This window comes from Planomonospora alba, from assembly GCF_039534085.1.
Classification (GTDB): Bacteria; Actinomycetota; Actinomycetes; order Streptosporangiales; family Streptosporangiaceae; genus Planomonospora_B; species Planomonospora_B alba.
The window spans coordinates 1-20,698 of sequence record NZ_BAAAUT010000001.1 but is presented as its reverse complement, the minus strand read 5'-3'; the positions used below and the strand labels follow the sequence as shown (position 1 = coordinate 20,698).

Genomic DNA, 20,698 nt, shown 5'->3' with positions numbered 1-20,698 from the left:
TCTTCGATCCCGGTGTAACAAAGCCGTCCCGCCGCGACTCTCATCCAGCGACACCGAGAACGGCGCACCGAGAGGATCGGAAAATGAGCGACTTCGTGGCGAGCGACTACATCGACTACGACGGCGACGGCCAGACCGACGCCCAGCTGATCGACTACGACGGCGACGGCCGCGCCGACGAGGAGCGCTACGACACCAACGGCGACGGTGTCACCGACGTCGTCTACCTCGACCACGACGGCGACGGCTACGTCGACGAGACCCGGGTCGACCTCGACGGCGACGGCGTCTCCGACTACACCACGGGCTCCGGTCCCTTCCAGGCCTGACCCGCCGGCGGGCCGGCACCCGGTCCACCCCGGGCGGGGGAACCGGGGTGGACCGGGTGCCGCGCAGGACGGCCCGCTCCGGCGGGCCACGCGGTCCGGCGGCTCAGGGGCTGACGGCGAGGAACAGGAAACAGGCGAGCAGCACCAGGTGCACCCCGCTCTGCAGCATGGTCGCCCGCCCGGGGACGACGGTGAGGATCCCGACGGCGACCGTCAGTGCCAGCAGCACCATGTGCGTGGCGCCCAGGCCGAGCAGCAGCGGTCCCTCCAGCCAGAGCGAGGCGACCGCGATCGTCGGGATGGTCAGCCCGATGCTGGCCATCGCCGAGCCCAGCGCGAGGTTGAGGCTGATCTGCACGCGGTCGCGGCGGGCCGCCCGCACCGCGGCGAGGGTCTCGGGCAGCAGCACCAGTAGTGCGATCACCACTCCCACCACCGAGTGCGGCAGGCCGGCGGCCGTGACCGCCGCCTCGACCGCCGGCGACTCGGTCTTCGCCAGGCCGACGACGGCGACGAGCGAGACCAGCAGCATGCCGAGGCTCAGCAGGGCCGCCCGCGTCGTGGGCGGGGCGGCGTGCTCGCCGGCGCCGACGACGACGCCCTCGGCCGTGATCGGCAGGAAGTAGTGGCGGTGCCGCACCGTCTGCGTGACGACGAACACCCCGTACAGCGCGATCGACGCCACGGCGGCGAACGCCAGCTGGACCGGGGAGAACACCGGTCCCGGCGTGCTCGTGGTGAAGGTCGGCAGCACCAGGCTCACCGTGGCGAGCGTCGCCACGGTGGCGAGCGCCCCGCCGGTGCCCTCGGCGTTGAACACCGCGACCCGGCCTCCCACCGTCCTGACCATCAGCGACAGTCCGACGATGCCGTTGCAGGTGATCATCACCGCGGCGAAGACGGTGTCGCGGGCCAGCGAGGCCGTCCCCTCCCCGCCGGAGACCATGAGGCTGACGATCAGCCCCACCTCGATCACCGTGACCGCCACCGCGAGGACCAGGGAGCCGAACGGCTCGCCGACCCGGTGCGCGACCACCTCGGCGTGGTGCACCGCCGCCAGCACCGCGGCCGCCAGGAAGACCCCCAGGACCAGCGCCGCGGGGATCGAGGGCTCCCGTCCCCAGGCAAGGACCAGGGCCATGACCGCGAGCAGGGGAGCGGCGGTGGTCCACGGAATGGCGGGCAGGCGGAGCATGCCCCCATCCTTCCCACCGGAGCGCGCCCATCACGGACGGCGACGGCTCCACGCCTCTCCGCGACCGCTCTCCCCGCCGCGGAGAGGCACGGAGCCGTCGCCGTCCCGCCGCGGCCACCGGGTCCGTACCCCGCACCCCGTCCCGCACCGGCGCTCGCGCCCCGCCGGGCCGCACGCGCCGGACGCCGTCCGGTGCCGGCGCTCAGTCCTGTACGGCCAGGCGCACCCCGAAGCCGACCACGACGACCCCCGTCAGCCGGTCCAGGCCGCGCCTGACCGCCGGCCGGTTCAGCCAGCCGCGCAGCAGGGCGGTGAACCCGACGAGCAGGAGGCTCCACAGCAGGCCCTCGCACACGTGGACGCCGGCGAGCAGCAGCCCCATGACCGCGTGCGGCACGCCGTCCGGCATGAACTGGGGGATCATCGCGACGTAGAAGACGCCCACCTTCGGGTTGAGGAGGTTGGTGACCACGCCCCGGCGGAGACCGGGGAGGAATCCGCCCGCCGCGGCCTCGGGCGGCGCCGCGGCGGCGCCGTCCGTCCTGCGGCTCTCCCAGAGCATGCGGGCACCCAGCCAGAGCAGGTAGGCGGCGCCCGCCCAGCGCAGGACGTCGTAGGCGAGCCGGGAGGCGGCCAGGACGGCGGAGACGCCGGCCGCGGAGAGCACGCCCCACAGGAGCGTCCCGGCCTGGATGCCGAGGACCACGCCCCAGGCGGACCGCCGGCCGGCCAGCAGGGAGGTCCGCAGGACGAGCGCCGTGTCGACCCCGGGGGTGACCGTCAGCAGGCCCGCGACGACGGCGAACGAGGCGAGCGCGGTGATGATGTCCACGGTGCCCATGGTAGGGACGCGCCCCGCCTCCACCCCGCCCGGATCCCGCCGCCCGGATCCGCGGCCCCGCCCCGCCGGTCAGATCCGCCGCCCGGATGCCGCCGGCCGCGGCGGGCCCCCGCCCCCGTCCGGGGTCCGGGAACCCCGCCCCGCCGCGCGGGCCAGACCTTTTCCGGCAATTCCCCGCCCCGCGCCGGTGACCTTGGCAAAGTTATTCGAGACAAGTCCGTAAAAGGTGCGCGCCGAACTGACAACTGCGTCAAAATTTCCTTACCGGGTCTGTTCAACCGCTCATGAAGCCGAGGTCCCGATGCGGAAGATGCTGCCGCGCATGAGCGCGGAATCCCTCCCCGAGCGCCTCGACGACCTGCCCGTGGACGTCAAGGATTTCCTCCAGCTCGTCTCCGTGGACTTCGCCGGGACATATAACGTCTATCTCGCGGCCAAGGACGAACGCATCAAGATGACCCGGCTCTCCATGAGCCTGCTCGCCGCCCCCTTCGCCGCCGCCGTGGCGCTGGCGAGCGCGAAGGTCGTCAACCCGGTGCTGCTCACCTCCTGGAGCACCGTTCCGTGGTACCTGTTCGCGACCACCGCGGCCTTCGGGCTGCTGAGCGTGCTGCCGTTCCTGCGGCTGATCGAGGCGGTGAACGCGCACATGCGCACCGCGCGGGCGCTCAACAACTTCCGGCTGCTCTACGTGGTCCAGCTCAAGGACCACTTCTCCGCGCTCGGCTGGTCGCCGAACCTGCCGGTGGACCCGCGCTACCCGGAGACCTACGCGCCGCTGGCCTGGCCGGGCATCAACGTGATGATGCTGGCCCTGGTCAACTCGGCCTACATCGCGGTCGGCCTGCTCGGCCTGGCCGGGGCCGATCCCACCGCGACCCTGCTCCTGCTGGTCATCGCGCTGCTGGCGCTGGTGCACTACCTCGTCTACTACGTGCGCTCCAACGTCTCCCGCCAGCGCCGGCTCCCCCAGAACCCGTTCCATTTCCCCAACGTGGAGACCTGAATGGCCGACCTCCTCCGACGATTCGCGACCTGTGGGGAGTGCTGGGTGTGGCTGATGCGCCACGTGCGGGACGAGGGCGGGCCGGCCGAGGACGACCGGGGCCCGGTCATCGAGGCGCCGGCCGTGCTGTTCGAGATCGACCGGGCCGGCTGGGACGACCCGCTCCTGGCGGCGTACGGCGACGCGGGCAGGATCGCCCTGTACTCCAGCAAGTTCACCGAGGTCGCGGTGGTGCCGCCGTTCAAGTACAGCTACGGCGGGCGGCTCCGCGGGCTGCTGGGCGTGGACCAGCTCGCCTGGGTGACCGCCCTGCTGCGCGCCCGGCCGTACAGCAAGAGCGGGTGGATCTCGCTGACCGCGCCGGGTGAGCGGCCGGACGCCGTGCCCTGCCTGACCAGCCTGGCCTTCCGCCTCCGGGAGGGGCGGCTGGTGATGACCGCGGCGTTCCGGTCGCAGAACGCGCTCACGTCCTACCTGAACTACGTGCCCCTGCGTAGTATCCAGAGCGAGGTCGCCGACGACCTCGGGGTGGGCTGTGGGTCAATGAGGGTCTTCGTCGACGTTCCGCACATCTACGTGGCCGACGCGGCGGTGGTCGAGGAGATCCTCGGTCGTTCGGAGCGCGATGGGCTCGGCGAGGGCGAAGGCGAGGCGTCACCAGGTCCTGCTGGTCGATCTGGACGGGACCGTGGTGGACTACGCCCGGACCGAGGGCGAGGCGCTCCGTGAGGTGCACCGCCGGTTCTTCCGCGGCTCCCTGCCGGATCTCCCCGGCTTCCTGCGCGCCTTCCACGCGGCCAACGAGCCGCTGTGGGCCGCCTACCGCGAGCGCCGCGTCGAGCTGTCCGAGCTGCGCCTGGAGCGCTGGGCGCGGCTGGGCGCCGGCCCCGGGGTGGCCGCCGCGTTCGAGGAGGCCCTCGGCCGCAACACCGTGCTGTTCCCGGAGGCGTACCGGGCGCTGCGGCGGCTGTCGCGGCGCTTCAGGCTGGCCCTGGTGACCGACGGCATCGCCCGGGTCCAGCGGGTCAAGCTCCGCCGTACGCGGATCGAGCGGTTCTTCGAGCACGTGGTGATCGCTCCCGAGGTGGGGCTGCGCAAGCCCGACGGCGCGCTGCTCCACCACGCCCTGGCCCTGCTGGAGGCCAAACCGGACGACGCCCTGATGGTCGGCGACTCCCCGGTGAGCGACGGCGGCTGCGCACGGGAGGCCGGGGTCGGCTTCTGCTGGGTGAACCGGACCGGCGCGGCGCCCGTGCCCGGCGTCCCCGTCCAGCGGACGGTCCCCCACCTGGGGGTCCTCTGAACCCGCCGCGGCCGCCCCGCCGGGCGCGGCGACCCGGCGGGATCACTGTCCGATTAATGCCATACCTACCGGTATGGTCGGCTGGTGAGCGGAACGAGCATCTATCGCACCCTGCTGGTCGTCGCGGGCGTGGCAGGACTGGTCTGCACCTGGTTGGCCGGCGACGAGCCGCTGATCTACTTCACCGTGCAGAGCAACATCATGCTGACGGCCTACCACGTCTGGCAGCTGTCCGGCCGGGCCGCGCCCTCGGCGTTCCTCAAGGGCGCGGTGACCCTGTTCATCTCGATCACGGGCCTGGTCTACCACTTCATACTGGCCCACGGCGCCAGCCCGCTGGCCCTGCTCCCCGACGGCCGGGGCGACGACGTCAGCCAGCTGGGCAGCCTGCTGCTGCACTACGTGACGCCGGCCATGGCCTTCGCCGACTGGCTGCTCTTCGACCGGGCCCTGCGCCCCGGCTGGGCCGAGCCGCTGCTCTGGCTGGCCTACCCGCTCGCCTACCTCGTCTTCGCGCTGGTCCGGGGAGCCCTGCTCGCCCCGGACGCCGAGCGGCGCTACCCCTATCCGTTCCTCGACGTGGACCGGCTCGGCTACGACGGGGTCGCGCTCCAGGCGGTCGTCCTCACCGCGGCCTTCGCCGCCCTCGGCTACGCCGTCGTCGCCCTGCACCGCCTGGTCTCCCGTACGGCGCGGCTCCGGATCCCTCAGGAGAGCGGGGCCGCGGGCTGACCGGCCCCACGCACGGCGCGGCCCCGGTCCCGCACGGGAGACCGGGGCCGCGGAAGGACCGGCCGCTCAGCGGAAGCGGCGCAGCCGGAGGCTGTTGCTGACCACGAAGACCGAGGAGAACGCCATCGCGGCGCCGGCGATCATCGGGGTGAGCAGGCCCAGCGCCGCCAGCGGCAGGGCGGCCACGTTGTAGGCGAAGGCCCAGAACAGGTTGCCCTTGATCGTGGCCAGCGTCCGGCGTGACAGGCGGATCGCGTCGGCGGCAACCCGCAGGTCGCCGCGGACCAGCGTCAGGTCGGAGGCCTCGATCGCCACGTCGGTGCCGGTGCCCATCGCCATGCCGAGGTCGGCCTGGGCGAGCGCGGCGGCGTCGTTGACGCCGTCGCCGACCATGGCGACCGTGCGGCCCTCGGCCTGCAGCCGCTTGACCACGTCGACCTTGTCGGCGGGCAGCACGTCGGCGACGACCTCGTCGATGCCGACCTCGGCGGCGACCCGGCGGGCCACCGTCTCGTGGTCGCCGGTGAGCAGGACCGGCTTCAGGCCCAGCGCGCGCAGCTCGGCGATCGCCTCGGCCGAGGTGGGCTTGACCGCGTCGGCGACGGTGAGCACCGCGCGGGCCTCGCCGTCCCAGCCGACCGCGACCGCGGTCTCGCCGCGGGCCTGCGCCTCGGCCATCGCCCGCTCCAGCTCGGCGGGCAGGTGCTGCGACCACTCGGCCAGCAGCTGCGGGCGGCCGACGAGCACGGCGTGGCCGTCCACGATCCCCTGCACGCCCAGGCCCTCGACGTTGGCGAAGTCCTCGACCTTCGCGGTGGAGCCCGCGGCGCGGGCGACCGCCTGGGCGATCGGGTGCTCGGAGGCCGACTCCAGTGCCCCGGCGAGCCGCAGGACCTCCTCGCGGCCGGTGCCGCCGGCGGTGACGACGTCCTTGAGGGTCATCTTGCCCTCGGTCACCGTGCCGGTCTTGTCCAGCACGACCGTGTCCACCCGGCGGGTCGACTCCAGCACCTCCGGGCCCTTGATCAGGATGCCGAGCTGGGCGCCGCGGCCCGTGCCGACCATCAGCGCGGTCGGCGTGGCCAGGCCCAGCGCGCAGGGGCAGGCGATGATGAGCACCGCGACCGCGGCGGTGAAGGCGGCGGCCGTGCCGTCGCCGGTGCCGAGCCAGAAGCCGAGGGTGGCCAGCGCGAGGGCGATCACGATCGGCACGAACACCCCGGAGACGCGGTCGGCCAGCCGCTGCACGGCGGCCTTGCCGTTCTGCGCCTCCTCCACCAGGCGGGCCATCTGGGCCAGCTGGGTGTCGGAGCCGACCCGGGTGGCCCGGACCACGAGCCGCCCGCCGGCGTTCACGGTCGCGCCCACCACGGTGTCGCCGGGACGGACCTCCACCGGGACCGACTCGCCGGTCAGCATCGAGGCGTCCACCGCCGAGGAGCCCTCCTCGACCACCCCGTCGGTGGCGATCTTCTCGCCGGGCCGCACCAGGAACAGGTCGCCGACCGCCAGGCGCTCGACCGGGACGGTCTTCCCGGAGGCGAGCGTGACCTCCTTGGCGCCCATCGAGAGCAGCGCGCGGAGCGCGGCGCCGGCCCGCCGCTTGGAGCGGGCCTCGAAGTAGCGGCCGGCCAGGATGAAGGCGGTCACCCCGGCGGCGGCCTCGAAGTAGATGTTGCCCGAGCCGTCGCCCCGGGCGAGGGCGAACTCGAAGCCGTGCCGCATGCCCGGCATGCCCGCCGTACCGAAGAACAGCGCCCACAGCGACCAGCCGAAGGCGGCGATCGTGCCGAGCGAGACCAGGGTGTCCATGGTCGCCGTGCCGTGGCGCAGGTTGGTCCAGGCGGCCTTGTGGAACGGCCAGCCGCCGTAGACCACGACGGGCCCGGCCAGGGCGAGCGAGAGCCACTGCCAGTTGTCGAACTGCAGCGCCGGGACCATCGCCATCGCGATGACCGGGACGGAGAGGACGACCGAGGTGACCAGCCTCTGGCGGAGCGGGGCGAGCCCGTCGTGCTCCTCGGCCGGCACCGCCTCCTGCTCGGGGGCGGGGGGCAGCTCGGCGGTGTATCCGGCCTTCTCCACCTCGGCGACCAGGTCCTCGGGGCTGACGCCCTCCGGGTAGACGACCTTGGCCTTCTCGGTGGCGTAGTTGACCGTGGCGGTCACGCCGTCGAGCTTGTTCAGCTTCCGCTCGATCCTGTTGGCGCACGACGCGCACGTCATGCCGCCGATGGCGAGCTCGATCTCGCCTCCGCCGGCGGGCGGCCTGGTGGTGGTCACGGACATGACCTCTCCTGTCACTCGTCACTCAATCCTGCGCGGCCTCCGGCCGCGGGTGGTAATCGGGGGTCCCCGTCTCCTCCGGGGGCGGGTACGGTCGCCCGCCCCCGGAGGAGACGGCGCGGCCGCGCTCAGCGGCAGCCGCCGGAGCCGCAGCAGGAGTCCGCCTGCCCGGCCGCGGCCCCGTCCGCCGGCAGGAGCTCGATGACCGGGAGCCCGGCGGCCGGCGCCGCGGGCGCCTCAGGGGTCTCGGGGGTCGCGGAGGTCTCCGCGGCCGGAGCACCGGCCCGTCCGGTGAGCTCGTAGCCCGCCTCGTCCACGGCCGCGCCGACGGCGGCGTCGTCGAGCGGGCCCCGGCTGGTCACGGTGACCAGCTTGGCCGCCAGGTCGACGTCCACGCCGGTCACACCGGGCACCCGGCTCACCTCGGCGGTCACCGAGCCGACGCAGTGGCCGCAGGTCATGCCCTCGACGCGGTAGGTGGTCGTGATGGTCATGGTCGTTGTCTCCCTTTCGAGTGGTCTCATCGGTCGTTCCGCGAGCGGTCTTACGGACGGCGCCGGGGTGGCGCCGGGATGCTGCCCGGACGGCGCCCCGTGGGGGCGGCCGTCAGGACCGGACCAGGCGCGTGATCGCGTCGTGGGCCTCGCGGAGCTTGCCGTCGGCCTCGTCGCCGCCCTTGGCGACGGCCTCGGCGACGCAGGTCCTCATGTGCTCGTCGAGCAGGTCGAGGCTGAACGCCTGCAGTGCCCGGGTGACGGCGGAGACCTGCGTCAGGATGTCGATGCAGTATCTGTCCTCGTCGACCATGCGCTGCAGGCCGCGCACCTGGCCCTCGACCTTGCGGAGGCGGCGCAGGCGGTCGTCCTGGTGGTGGGTGTGTCCCGGCATGTCGTTCCCTCCCATCACGGTCAACACCCTACCCCCCTTGGGTATTCCGGTCAGTGGCTGTGCCCGTCGTCGGCGTGTCCGTCGGCCCCGTGTCCGGGCTTCCCCTTCCCCGCCTTCTCCCCGGCGGGCCCCTCCTCCGGCACGGCCGGCACGGCCGGCGCGCCCGCGGTGGCCGCGGTGAACTCGGCGGTCCGCACGGCGCCGCCGTGCTTGAAGTCCAGGAACAGCCGGTAGGTCCCCGCACTGGGCACCTCCGCGTGGAAGGTGATGCCGGGCCCGGCCGCGGTCTTCCCGTCGCCCGGCTCGCCGCCGGGGTGGACGTGCAGGTAGGCCAGGTCGCCGTCGCGCAGCGCGACGAGGTGGCCGTAGGCGCCGAGGTAGGGCTCCAGGTCGGTGACGGGCTCGCCGTCCTTGCTCACCGAGAGCGTCAGCCCGCTGGACCGCCCGGCGACCAGGTCACCGGCGAGGGTGACCGTGTAGCCGTCCACGGTGGCGGTGCGCACGGCCTCGCCGACGGGCTCCGGCCGGTAGTCGCCGGGGGCCGACAGGTCCGTGCCGAGCGTCATGCCCGCCCTCCCTTCGGGGGCGAAGTCGGCGAACGCGCGGTACTCCCCCGGCTCGGGCAGGGTCAGCGGGACCGACCAGGTCCCGTCCGCCTCCATCTCCGGGTGGAGGTGCTGGAAGCCGGTCAGATCGCGGCGGACCACGATGAGGTGCAGCTCCTTGTCGTGCTGCGGGGTGAACCGGGTGACCGGCCTGCCGTCGGGGCCGGTCACCGAGAAGCGGAAGTCCGTCTCCTCTCCCGGCTCCACGACGTCGGTCCGGGGCACCAGCGTGTATCCGCCCGCCGAGACCTGGAGTCCGCCGGGCACCTCGGCCGCGTGCGCCGTCCCACCCGGCTTCTCCGCCCCGGCGTGCGCGGCGGTGGCATGGCCGCCGTCGCCGGTGGCCGCGTGGCCGGAGCCGCCGGCGGCCGGGCGGCCGGTGGCCCCGGCCGCCACCTGCCCGGTCTCCCCCACCGGCCCGGCGATCCTGCCGACGCCGAACGCCCCGCCGAAGACGGCGGCCAGCCCGAGCACGTACGCCCCCACCTTGGTCGCGCCGTTCATCACTCCCCCTCTCGGAATACCCCCTCGGGGTATCTTCACGGCATCAGCCTGCCACATCCGTCAACGTCTCGCAACCCCGGGGGGGTATAGGAACAATCCGCGGACCGGCGATGCGGGCACCGGCGGACAGCGGAGGCGGGCCGAGGTCTCGATCCGGGCACATGGAACCCACCCCTCCGGCCGCCTCGGCTCCCACCCCCCCGGCCGCGTGCGCACACACCCCCCGGGCCAGGACACGCCGACCCCCGGGATCCCGGCCGGGATGACGATGACGGGGCCGGACGCCGTCCGGCCCCGTCATCGTCATCGTCGCCTGCGCACCCTCCGCGCGGAGGACTTTCGTTTTCCGCGACGGGACGATTCCCTCACCAGCGAAAAAGGATCAGATCGCCGTTCCGGCTCGGACGGATTCCCGGCAGCACCTCCTCTTTCGCCGCCGGCGCGACCCGCCCCGGCACCCTCTCCGCTTCCCGCGGCGACGCCGGCTCGCGGCCAGACGACCTCCACCGTCCGGTGCGACTCCTCGCCCCGTCGCAGAGCCTCACCCGCGTTGAGCGTTTTCAGGACCTCCACCACAGCCCCTTCGCTCTCGATCTTGGGAGCCAAGGCCATCGCGACCTTCCGATGCGTTCGCGCGTGTATCCACCACGGACCGACCACCGAGGCGACGAGCACCACGGGACAGACCATCATGGCCAGCACCAGCCATGGACTCACGGTGGGTTCGGCGACGAACTGCTTCACCAGCAGGGCTTCGACCCCCAAGGCCACGACGGCGACCCCCACCCCGGTCCCGGTGACCGCCGGGTCCTTTCCCGACCCCTTCGTCGGGCTCATGGCTATCCCCGCCGGCCTCGACCGATCCGACGCCGGATCGGAATCGCCGTTGCCTCCGCACACACGTAGTCGTGCGAGTACTTTGAGTACCCAACACAATGGCAACAGAAGGACACAGCAGGTTGCGTCCGGCCCGGAATACTGAATAGGTTCCGATGGCTGTACATGACAAGCCCTTTCCATGCGAAATCGATGGAGTTGGAGAGGGTTTCGCACCAGGGCGGGCAAGTGCAGCCGGTCCGTCGCGGGCCTGCCCGCCCGCGACGGCAGAGAAGGGCATGACCCTTGTCCGCCCTGGTGGCACCAGAAGGTCTCAGATACGACGAAGGGCCCCGCATTCTGATCGCGCGCTTTCCGTGGCGCGCCCACCAGAACTCCTGAGGCCCGAGGGTCGATGAGGTGCTACGGCGGCCAAGCCGTCACGGGAGTCTCCTGTCGCGTGAACGCCGCCCCCCGGGCGGCTGCTTCCCTGGCGTGGCGACCCGACCGCGAGTGGTCCCAAGCGCCGCACGCACACCATGCGGGCACCGGCGTCTCACGACGATCGCACGCCACGTGGGGCAAAGCGTAGCCCTTCCACCTGACATCCGAACAAGAGAACCAACAGGGCGTATGACGTAGATCAACCTGTCAAAGCCTTGACCTGGACAAACACAGCACCACCAAAGTGAAATTCTTGTCACGTTCGCACCCGCACCACCAGGGAACTCTTGCGCAGCTTTCCCCATAAGCGCAGAGAAATCGACAAAAGCACAAGTTGTGGACACGACGTCCGAGTGATGCACTGAGGATGAGATAGCCACACCTCCGGGGGAAGACGGCAGCCCCGGAAGCCGACTCCCGGCACGTGCGAAGACCACACGCGACCCGCCGTCACCGAGACGGGAGCCTCCGGACCCGTTCCGCGGCCGGGTCGTAGAGGGGTTCGGCCGCCACCGCGGCGCCCGCCCAGGTGCCGGTGACGCCGACCTGGACACGGGTGCCCGGGGCGGTGCCGGCCGGGAGGTAGGCGTAGGCGATCGAGCGGTCCACGCGGTGGCCGTACCCGCCGCTCGTCACGCGGGAGACGGGCGCGCCGTCCAACCGGACCGGCTCGCCGCCCAGGCAGACCTCGGCGGGGTCGTCGAGGACCAGGCAGCACAGCCGCCGGGCGGGCTCGGCGAGCGCGTCCCGGCCGAGGAAGTCCTTGTCCCGGGCCACCGCGAAGCCCAGGCCCGCCTCCAGCGGGGTGGTCTCCGGGGTGATGTCCAGGCCCCAGACCCGGTAGCCCTTCTCCAGCCGCATCGAGTCGATCGCCCGGTAGCCCGCCGGGCGCATGCCGTACGGCGCACCGGCCTCCATGAGCGCGTCCCACAGCGTGAGCCCGTACTCCGACGGGCAGTACAGCTCCCAGCCGAACTCGCCGACGAACGTCACCCGCTGGGCGAGCACCGGGACGCTCCCGACGCTGATCTCCCGCGCCCTCATGTAGCCGAAGGCCAGGTCGTCGGGCGAGAGCGAGCCGAGGATGTCCAGCGCGCGCGGCCCCCACAGGCAGTAGCAGGCGTACGCCGAGGTGACGTCGCGCACCTCCAGGCCGTGACCGCGCAGCAGCGCGGCGTCGTGCACGCCGAAGGCGGTCCCGGTGACCAGCCGGAAGCGGTCGGCGGCCAGGCGGGTGACGGTGAGGTCGGCCTCGATGCCGCCGCGGGCGTTCAGCAGCTGGGTGTAGACGACCGAGCCGACGGGCCGGTCCAGCTGCGCGGCGCAGGCGTGCTGGAGCCGCGCGAGGGCCCGCGGCCCGGAGACCTCCAGCTTGGCGAAGGAGGTCTGGTCGAACAGCCCGGCCGCGTCCCGGGTGGACAGGCACTCGGCGCGCACGGCGGGCGACCAGACCCGTCCCGCCCATCCCCGGGGCCTGCGCTCCCCCGCCGCGCCGCCCCTCGCCGCGCCGCCTCCCGGCACGGCGCCCCGCACCGGGGCCGCGCCCGTCCCCGCCCCCGTGGCCGCGCCCGGAGCGGCGTCCGGGACCGCCCCGCCATCCGGAGCCGCGTCCGGGGCGGCGTTCGAGGCGAACCAGTTGACCCGCTCCCAGCCGGCCTTCTCCCCGAAGGCGGCCGCCAGCTCCACGTGCCGCGGCCAGGCGGGGGAACGGCGCAGCGGCCGGGCGGCGGTGCGCTCCTCCCCCGGGTAGACGATGTCGTAGTACGTCGAATAGGCGTCCAGCGCCCTGGCCCGCGCCCAGGAGGCGGAGCGGGCGTGCCCGCCGAAGCGGCGCAGGTCCATGCCGAACAGGTCGTACTCCGGCGTGCCGCCGGTGATCCACTCGGCCATGACCTTGCCCACGCCGCCCGCCGCGGCCAGCCCGTGCACGCAGAACCCGGCCGCCGCCCAGAGCCCGCGCACCGCGGTCGGCCCGAGCAGGAACTCCCCGTCCGGGGTGAACGCCTCCGGCCCGTGCACCGTCTTCACGATCTCCGTACGGCCCAGCGCCGGCACCCGCCGCACGGCCGCGTCCCACGATTCCTGGAACTTCGGCATGTCGGGAGGGAAGAGCGTGCGAGGCTCGTCCAGTGGGGCGGGCGTGTCCCAGACCTCCGGGCTGCGGATGTAGCCGCCGACGAGCAGGCCCCCGCCCTCCTCGCGGAAGTACACGATGTTGTCCGGGTCCCGCACCGTGGGAGCGGACGAGGCGACCCCGAAGGGCGCGGTGACGACGTACTGGTGCTTGATCGGCACGACCGGGATGTCCGCCCCCGCCAGCCGCCCGAGCCACCCGCTGGCGGCTCCGGCGGCGATGACGACCGTCTCGGCCCGGACGGTCCACTCCTCCGCCTCCGCATCGGCTCTGGCGGCGCGCGCGCCGCTCCCGGCGGCGTCCGCCCCGGCTCCGGCGGCCCGCGCGGAGACTCCGGCGCTCTGCGCTGCGGTCTGCGCGGTGGCCAGCCGCACGCCGGTGACCGCGCCGCCGGTGACGTCGAACCCGGTCACCCGGGTCCCGGTGAGGATCCGCACGCCCAGCTTCTCCGCCCCGGCCGCCAGCGCCCTGGCCAGCAGCGCCGGGTCGAGCCAGCCGTCGTCCGGCAGCCAGAGCGCGGCCCGCACGTCCGCCGTCTCCAGCAGCGGCAGCATCCGCCCCGCCCGCGCGCCGGAGACCACCTCCACGTCCAGCCCGTACGTCTCGGCGGCCCCGGCCAGGCGCAGCGACTCCTCCACCCGCTCCGGCGTGGTCGCCAGCCGGAGCCCGCCCACCCCGCGCCAGCCGGGGTCCAGCCCGGTGAGCCGGGCCAGCTCGGGGTAGAGACCGGCCGAATACATGATCATCTTGGTCTGCGTGACGGTGGAGCGCAGCTGGCCCACGAACCCGGCCGAGTGCCAGGTGGTCCCCTCGGTGAGCTCGTGCCGCTCCACCAGGAGCACCTCGCTCCAGCCGAGCCTCGCCAGGTGGTAGGCCACGCTGCAGCCGGCCACGCCGCCACCGATCACGACGGCCCGGGCGGAGTCGGGAAGTCTCACGTCAGGAACCTCTCTGTAACGACTCGTCCGCAGAATCGGATCAATGGTCTGAAGGTAGGCCAAAGGAGTGCGGCATGCCAGACACTCTCGCGCGCGTCCGCGACTGGGCCGGACAGCCCGTCACCGAGACGCCGCTCAAGGGCGGCCTCAGCCACCGCATCTCCCGGGTGGACGCCGCCGACGGGCGGCGCTGGCTGCTGCGGATCCTCGACCCGCGCGTCTCGGCCGCCGGGCTCGGCATCCCGCTGGAGCAGGAGATCGCCAACACCGAGCGGGCCGCCGAGGCGGGGGTCGGCCCGCGGGTCCTGCACCGCATGCCCGGCGCCCTGCTCCTGGAGTACCTCGACGGCGTCACGCTGGACGCGCCGGCCGTGCGGGAGCTGCCGGAGCCCATCACGGCGGCCTGCCGGCGTCTGCACGCGGGACCCCGGTTCGCAGGCGACTTCTCCGTCTTCCGCAAGCTGGAGCAGTTCCTCGCCCTCTGCCGGGAGCACGGCCTGCGCACCCCGGACGGCTACGAGGACGTGCTCCCGGCGGCCGCCGAGATCGAGCGCGCCCTGGCCGCGCGCCCGCTGCCCTCGGTGCCCTGCCACAACGACCTGCTCCCGGCGAACCTCATCCGCTGCGGCACGGAGGTGCGGATCGTCGACTACCAGCTCTCCGGGAACGGCGATCCGGCCTTCGAGCTGGGCGACATCGCCGCCGAGGCGGAGTACGACCCGGACCTCACCGCCCGGCTCGCCCGCGCCTACTTCGGTGAGGACGACCCGCGGCTGACCGCCCGGGTCCGGCTCAACCTGATCATGTCGAACATCACCTGGACCCTCTGGTTCTCCGTCCACCACGGGCTGCTGCGCGAGCAGGCGGCCGCCGCGGACTTCGACTACGAGGCCGAGGCCGCCGGGAAGTTCGCGCGGGCCGTACGGGACCTCGGCGATCCGGGGTTCGGGCGGCTGATCGACGACGTCCGGGGCCCGCGCCCCGGCCCCGTGGCCCGGGGGCCGCATCCCGGGCCCGCCACCCCCCGCATCACGCAAGGAGGCCTGTATGACCGAACCGGCCCCGGTGGACGAGGACGCGAGACGACTCGCTGAACTCGGCTACAAGCAGGAGCTGTCCAGAACCTGGAGCGGCTTCTCCAACTTCGCGATCTCCTTCTCGATCATCTCGATCCTGGCCGGCTGCTTCACCACCTTCGGCCAGGCGTGGAACAACGGCGGCCCGGTCGCCATCTCCTGGGGCTGGCCGCTGATCTCGGTCTTCATCCTGATCATCGGCCTGTGCATGTCCGAGCTGGTCTCGGCCTACCCGACCGCCGGCGGCATCTACTGGTGGGCCGCGAAGATGGGCAGGCCGGTGCACGGCTGGTTCACCGGCTGGTTCAACCTCATCGGCCTGATCGCGGTCACCGCCTCGGTCGACTACGGCTGCGCGACCTTCATGAACATCACGGCCAACCGGTTCGCGCCGGGGTTCGAGGTCTCGCTCGGCAACACGTTCGTCCTGTTCGCGGCCGTCCTGGTGCTGCACGCCCTGATCAACGTCTACAGCCACCGGCTGATCTCGCTGCTGCAGAACGTCTCGGTGTGGTGGCACGTGTTCGGCGCGGCCGCCGTCGTGGCCATCCTGGTCTTCGGCCCGGACTCGCACCAGTCGCTCTCGTTCGTCTTCACCGAGACGATCAACAACTCCGGCTTCTCCGACTCGTCCTACTGGTTCTACGTGCTGCCGCTCGGCTTCCTGCTCACCCAGTACACGATCACCGGCTTCGACGCGTGCGCGCACGTGTCCGAGGAGACCCGGGGCGCGGCCACGGCCGCCGCCCGGGGCCTGTGGCAGTCGATCTTCTACTCGGCGATCGGCGGCTGGATCGTGCTGCTGGCCTTCCTGTTCGCGGCCACCGACGTGGAGGCGGTCAACGAGGCGAGCGGCTTCGTGGGCGCGATCTTCGAGACCGCGCTGCCCGGCAACCTCGCCACCGCGATCTTCGCGATCTCCACCGTCGGCCAGTTCTTCTGCGGCATGAGCTGCGTGACCTCGATGTCCCGGATGACCTACGCCTTCGCCCGGGACGGCGCCATCCCGGGCTGGCGGCTCTGGTCGAGGGTCGACGCCAACCGGACCCCGGTCAACGCGATCGTCCTGGGCTGCGCGGTGGCGCTGCTGCTCACCCTGCCCGCGCTCTACGAGGCCCCGGGCGGGGCCCCGCTGGCGTTCTACGCGGTCGTCTCGGTCGCGGTCATCGGCCTGTACCTGGCGTTCCTGATCCCGATCTGGCTCCGGCTCCGAATGGGCGACCGCTTCGAGCCCGGCCCGTGGACCCTGGGCGCCAGGTACAAGGTGATGTGCTGGATCGCGATCATCGAGATCGCCGTGGTCTCGGTCTACTTCGTCATGCCGCTGGTCCCGCAGGCCGTGCCGTTCAGCGAGGACTTCACCTGGACCGCGGTGAACTACGCGCCCATCGTGCTGGGCGTGATGGTGCTGGGCGTGGGGCTGTGGTGGGCGCTGTCGGCCCGGCACTGGTTCACCGGGCCGCGCCGTACGGTCGACGACACCCCCGACGAGCCCGGCGTCTCCTCGGGCGAGCCCGAGCCCGTCGGCTGACGGCGCGTCCCGGCCGGCTCGCACGCGCCGGGCCGGGCACACCGGGCCGTTCAGGCGGACCGGACCGGCCGGGCACGCCGGAAACGGACGGCCCGGACCGGGCACGGCGGGGTCAGGCGGCCTCGAAGGCCTTCGCCACCGCGGCGCGGACCTCGTCCATCGCGGCCGGGACGGACTCGTTGGCCAGCGAGGTCATCTCCACGTCGGGCATGCCGCAGGGCACCGCCCAGTTCCACGGGGTCAGGTCGCCGTCCACGTTGAGGGCGAACCCGTGGCTGGTGACGCCCCGGCTCTGCCGCATGCCGATCGAGACGACCTTCCGGCCGGTCCGGCTCGTCCACACGCCGGTGAGCAGCTCGGAGCCGGGCGGGGTGTCCCGGCGCTCGGCCGGCAGGCCCAGCGCGTCCAGCGCGTCGACCAGGCGGAGCTCGACCTCGCGCACGTAGTCGACGATCCCCTCGCCCTCGTCCAGCTTGACGATCAGGTAGCCGACCAGCTGGCCGGGGCCGTGGTAGGTGAGCTGGCCGCCCCTACCGGTGGTCACGACGGGGATGCCGCGGGACGGGTCGGGCAGGTGCTGCTCCGGCGTGCGCCTGCCGATGGTGTAGACCGGCGGGTGGCTGAGCAGCCAGAGGGTGTCCGGCCGCTCGTCGCGCTGCCGTTCGCCGACCAGGTCGGCCATGCGCTCCATGGCCGCCTCGTAGTCGACCAGATCGTCCTGGATCAGGGACAGGGGACGTTGCCTCATGCCCCGAGTCTATTTTCCGCGGGAGTCCCGCAGGCCGCGGGCGGCCGTGCCCGCCGGGGGGATCCCCCGGCGCGGTCACCGGTACTGCTTCTCGGGCGCCTGGGGCATGAGGATCCACAGTGCCACGTAGGCGATCCAGAGCGGCCCCGGGATGAGCGAGAGCAGCAGCCAGAGCACCCGGACGAGCGTGGGCGGCAGGCCCATGCTGTCGGCGATGCCGCCGCAGACGCCGGCGATGATCCGGTGGTTCCTCGAACGGTGCATGTTTCCTCTCCCCGGTTCGTCGTTCCTCATCTGGTGAACGAGCGGCGGAGAGACCCCCGTTCCCCCGGCGTCCCTGAGAAAACCCTGACAGGGTCGGGGACGGGCCACACGGGAAACGTGACACCCGGACGCCGCAGCCGGCGGATTCCGTAACTTTCGCGCATCTCCTCCGGGGGCCCTAGGCGCGAATGATCGATCACGGTACGTTCCGCTCTAGTACGGAATGGGAACCCCCCAGCAACCTCCCAAGGAGCGTCATGCGCCTGAGATTCCGACGCGGAGCGGCCATAGGCGTCACCCTCGCCGCGGCCCTCGCGCTTCCCCTCTCCCTCGCCCCGGCGGCCGGCGCGGCTGCCGCCGACGTCCCGGAGATCCTCGCCACCGCCCTGTCCCACCAGGTCAAGGGCAAGAACGTGCACAAGCACCTGGAGAAGTTCCAGCAGATCGCCACCGCCAACGGCGGCAACCGCGCCGCGGGCACCCCCGGCTACGACGCCTCCCTCGCCTACGTGCAGGACAAGCTGCGCCGGGCCGGATATCAGACCACCACCACCGACGTCGAGTTCCCGGTCAAGTGGGAGGAGTTCTCCCCCGCGGTGCTGCAGCAGGTCTCCCCCGAGGCCAAGAGCTACACGGCCGGCACCGACTTCGTGACCGTGCACTCCTCCAGCCGCGGGGACGTCACCGCGCAGGTCCAGGTGGTCGACGCGATCATCCCGACGCCGGCGGAGCCCAACACCTCCACCGCGGGCTGCGAGGCCTCCGACTTCGCCGGCTTCGTGCCGGGCCGGATCGCGCTGATCCAGCGCGGCACCTGCCCGTTCGTCGACAAGGCGACCAACGCCAAGGCCGCGGGCGCCTCCGGTGTGATCTTCTTCAACGAGGGCCAGCCGGGCCGTACCGACCCGCTGGAGTTCGACATCGTCGAGTGGCGCTTCGGCTTCCCGATCGTGATGGCGAGCACCGCCGTCGGCCTCGACCTGGCCGACAGCCCGGGCACCACCGTGCGCCTGAAGGTGGACGCCGAGACCACGGTCGGCACCACCAAGAACCTCGTCGCCGACTCGCGGTGGGGCAAGAAGGGCGAGATCGTGATGGTCGGCGCGCACCTGGACGGTGTGCCGGAGGGCGCGGGCATCAACGACAACGGCTCCGGCAGCGCCGCCGTCCTGGAGACCGCGCTGAAGCTGGCCAAGGTCCCGACCAAGCACAAGCTCCGCTTCGCCTTCTGGGGAGCCGAGGAGCTCGGCCTGCTCGGCTCCGACCAGTACGTCGCGGGCCTGTCGCAGGCGGAGAAGGACAAGATCCGGCTCTACCTGAACTTCGACATGATCGCCTCCCCGAACGACGTCACCTTCCTGTACGACGGTGACGACTCCGACGCCGAGGGCGCGGGCCCCGGCCCGGCCGGCTCCGCCGAGATCGAGAAGCTCTTCGAGAAGTTCTACGGCAAGCGCAAGCTGCCGTTCGAGGGCACCGACTTCGACGGCCGCTCCGACTACGGCCCGTTCATCGCCAACGGCATCCCGTCCGGCGGCGTCTTCACCGGCGCCGAGGGCGTCAAGACGGCGGAGCAGGCGGCGAGGTTCGGCGGCACCGCCGGCGCCCCGTACGACCCCTGCTACCACGCCGCCTGCGACGGCATCACCAACATCAACGCCGCCGCGCTGGAGCGCAACTCCAAGGCCGTCGCCTACGCGACCGCCTACTACGCCTACGACCTGTCCGGCATCCCCGACCGGAACGCCGCCGCCCTGGCGAAGTCCGCCGCCGCGCCCGCCCGCGCCCACGCGCACGGCGAGGCGGCCAGGTAACCGGCGGGACGGCCGGACAGGACCGGCCGTCCGCCTCGGGGCGGCCCTCCCCCCTCCGGGACGGGCCGCCCGCCCCGCGCACCACCACGCTGTACGGCGCGCACCCGCACCCCGGGTGCGCGCCGCTCGGGAACACCCCCCTCCACCTCCGACCCGAGGAGCATGATGCGCACTCTCCGGACCATCGGGACGGCGGCGATCCTGGCCGTCCCCCTGGTGCTCGCCCCCCTGACCGCCTCGTCGGCCGCGACCTCCGCGACCGGTTCGGCGGCGGCCCCGCCGGACGTCTCCCTGGCGGCCGTCAAGGCCCATCTGAGCCAGTTCCAGTCCATCGCGACCGCCAACGGCGGCAACCGGGCCCACGGCCGCCCCGGCTACCTGGCCTCCGTGAACTACATCAAGGGCCTGCTGGACGGCGCCGGCTTCACCACCACCGTGCAGTCGTTCACCTACAACGGCGCGACCGGCTACAACCTCGTCGCCGACTGGCCGGGCGGCGACCCGGACGACGTCCTCATGGTCGGCGCGCACCTCGACAGCGTCGCCTCCGGCCCCGGCATCAACGACAACGGCTCCGGCAGCGCCGCCATCCTGGAGACCGCGCTGGAGGTCGCCCGCCAGGGCCTGGCCCCGGCCAAGCACCTGCGCTTCGCCTGGTGGGGTGCCGAGGAGCTGGGTCTGCGGGGGTCACGGCACTACGTGAACACCCTCCCGGCCGCCGAGCGCTCGAAGATCAAGGGCTATCTCAACTTCGACATGGTCGGCTCGCCCAACGCCGGCTACTTCGTCTACGACGGCGACGACTCCGACGGCACCGGTGCCGGCCCCGGCCCGGCGGGCTCGGCCGAGCTGGAGAGGACGCTCCAGGACTACTTCGCCTCGATCGGCGTGCCGACGCGGGGCACCGACTTCGACGGCCGCTCCGACTACGGCCCGTTCATCGGCGTCGGCATCCCCGCCGGGGGCACGTTCACCGGCGCCGAGGGCGTCAAGACCAGCGCGCAGGCCGCGCTCTGGGGCGGTACGGCGGGACGGGCCTTCGACCCCTGCTACCACCGTTCCTGCGACACGACGGCCAACATCGACGACACCGCGCTGGACCGCAACGCCGACGCGATCGCCTACGCGGTGTGGACGATCGCCGCGGCCGCCCCACCGGCGACGACGGTCTACGCCGACGACTTCGAGGCGGCGACCGGCTGGACCGTCGACCCGTCCGGCACCGACACCGCCACCTCCGGGCA

At 72.8% G+C, this 20,698-nt stretch carries 18 protein-coding genes and 1 pseudogene; 9 read left to right on the top strand and 10 right to left on the bottom strand.

Going from position 1 to position 20,698, the window contains the following annotated elements:
• Positions 1-83: 83 nt before the first annotated feature.
• Positions 84-329: a hypothetical protein gene (locus ABD823_RS00095; RefSeq protein WP_344854455.1), complete on the top strand. Its 246-nt coding sequence runs from the start codon at positions 84-86 to the stop codon at positions 327-329.
• 103 nt (positions 330-432) lie between these two features.
• On the opposite strand, the gene ABD823_RS00090 is transcribed toward ABD823_RS00095, so the two are convergent.
• Both ABD823_RS00090 and ABD823_RS00085 read right to left on the bottom strand, forming a co-directional pair.
• Positions 433-1,524: a calcium:cation antiporter gene (locus ABD823_RS00090; protein ID WP_344854453.1), complete on the bottom strand. Its 1,092-nt coding sequence runs from the start codon at positions 1,522-1,524 to the stop codon at positions 433-435.
• Positions 1,525-1,726: 202 nt separating this feature from the next.
• Positions 1,727-2,365 (bottom strand): LysE family translocator, encoded by a 639-nt coding sequence (locus ABD823_RS00085; protein ID WP_344854450.1) that lies wholly within the window; start codon positions 2,363-2,365, stop codon positions 1,727-1,729.
• A gap of 322 nt (positions 2,366-2,687) precedes the next feature.
• Here ABD823_RS00085 and ABD823_RS00080 point away from each other — a divergent pair, with 322 nt between their 5' ends.
• From ABD823_RS00080 to ABD823_RS00065, 4 genes are all read left to right on the top strand, one after another.
• Positions 2,688-3,371: a hypothetical protein gene (locus ABD823_RS00080; protein WP_344854448.1), complete on the top strand. Its 684-nt coding sequence runs from the start codon at positions 2,688-2,690 to the stop codon at positions 3,369-3,371.
• A 54-nt stretch (positions 3,372-3,425) separates the two neighbouring features.
• The gene (locus ABD823_RS00075) at positions 3,426-4,100 is read left to right on the top strand and encodes a thymidylate synthase (RefSeq protein WP_344854446.1); all 675 of its coding nucleotides are present in this window, start codon (positions 3,426-3,428) and stop codon (positions 4,098-4,100) included.
• Positions 4,060-4,674, top strand: coding sequence for an HAD-IA family hydrolase (locus ABD823_RS00070; RefSeq protein WP_344854443.1), 615 nt, complete (start codon positions 4,060-4,062; stop codon positions 4,672-4,674). The genes ABD823_RS00075 and ABD823_RS00070 overlap by 41 nt, the downstream gene beginning before the upstream one ends.
• A gap of 84 nt (positions 4,675-4,758) precedes the next feature.
• Positions 4,759-5,406, top strand: a complete 648-nt coding sequence (locus ABD823_RS00065) for a Pr6Pr family membrane protein (RefSeq protein WP_344854440.1) — start codon at positions 4,759-4,761, stop codon at positions 5,404-5,406.
• Between the two features lie 66 nt (positions 5,407-5,472).
• Here ABD823_RS00065 and ABD823_RS00060 read toward each other — a convergent pair whose 3' ends face one another.
• From ABD823_RS00060 to ABD823_RS00035, 6 genes and pseudogenes are all read right to left on the bottom strand, one after another.
• Positions 5,473-7,695: a heavy metal translocating P-type ATPase gene (locus ABD823_RS00060; protein WP_344854438.1), complete on the bottom strand. Its 2,223-nt coding sequence runs from the start codon at positions 7,693-7,695 to the stop codon at positions 5,473-5,475.
• A 284-nt stretch (positions 7,696-7,979) separates the two neighbouring features.
• Positions 7,980-8,186, bottom strand: a pseudogene (locus ABD823_RS00055) (heavy-metal-associated domain-containing protein); the annotation flags it as partial.
• 112 nt (positions 8,187-8,298) lie between these two features.
• Entirely contained in the window at positions 8,299-8,580 is a 282-nt protein-coding gene (locus ABD823_RS00050; protein WP_344854436.1) for a metal-sensitive transcriptional regulator, read from the bottom strand.
• A gap of 50 nt (positions 8,581-8,630) precedes the next feature.
• Positions 8,631-9,689 (bottom strand): hypothetical protein, encoded by a 1,059-nt coding sequence (locus ABD823_RS00045; RefSeq protein ID WP_344854434.1) that lies wholly within the window; start codon positions 9,687-9,689, stop codon positions 8,631-8,633.
• A gap of 303 nt (positions 9,690-9,992) precedes the next feature.
• Entirely contained in the window at positions 9,993-10,526 is a 534-nt protein-coding gene (locus tag ABD823_RS00040; protein ID WP_344854432.1) for a hypothetical protein, read from the bottom strand.
• Between the two features lie 873 nt (positions 10,527-11,399).
• On the bottom strand, positions 11,400-14,021 hold the full coding sequence (locus tag ABD823_RS00035) for a GcvT family protein (RefSeq protein ID WP_344854430.1): 2,622 nt from the start codon (positions 14,019-14,021) through the stop codon (positions 11,400-11,402).
• Positions 14,022-14,095: 74 nt separating this feature from the next.
• Here ABD823_RS00035 and ABD823_RS00030 point away from each other — a divergent pair, with 74 nt between their 5' ends.
• Positions 14,096-15,115: a phosphotransferase gene (locus tag ABD823_RS00030; RefSeq protein ID WP_344854428.1), complete on the top strand. Its 1,020-nt coding sequence runs from the start codon at positions 14,096-14,098 to the stop codon at positions 15,113-15,115.
• On the top strand, positions 15,069-16,628 hold the full coding sequence (locus ABD823_RS00025; protein WP_344854426.1) for an amino acid permease: 1,560 nt from the start codon (positions 15,069-15,071) through the stop codon (positions 16,626-16,628). The genes ABD823_RS00030 and ABD823_RS00025 overlap by 47 nt, the downstream gene beginning before the upstream one ends.
• Positions 16,629-16,740: 112 nt before the next feature.
• Here the strand turns inward: ABD823_RS00025 and lipB are convergent, their stop codons facing one another.
• Positions 16,741-17,376, bottom strand: coding sequence for a lipoyl(octanoyl) transferase LipB (gene lipB / locus ABD823_RS00020; RefSeq protein ID WP_344854424.1), 636 nt, complete (start codon positions 17,374-17,376; stop codon positions 16,741-16,743).
• 75 nt (positions 17,377-17,451) lie between these two features.
• The gene (locus tag ABD823_RS00015; protein ID WP_344854422.1) at positions 17,452-17,640 is read right to left on the bottom strand and encodes a PspC domain-containing protein; all 189 of its coding nucleotides are present in this window, start codon (positions 17,638-17,640) and stop codon (positions 17,452-17,454) included.
• A 257-nt stretch (positions 17,641-17,897) separates the two neighbouring features.
• Between ABD823_RS00015 and ABD823_RS00010 the strand changes: the two genes are divergently transcribed.
• Positions 17,898-19,454 (top strand): M28 family peptidase, encoded by a 1,557-nt coding sequence (locus ABD823_RS00010; protein WP_344854420.1) that lies wholly within the window; start codon positions 17,898-17,900, stop codon positions 19,452-19,454.
• Positions 19,455-19,616: 162 nt separating this feature from the next.
• The coding region (locus ABD823_RS00005) for a M28 family metallopeptidase (RefSeq protein WP_344854418.1) at positions 19,617-20,698 on the top strand (1,082 nt) is incomplete at its 3' end.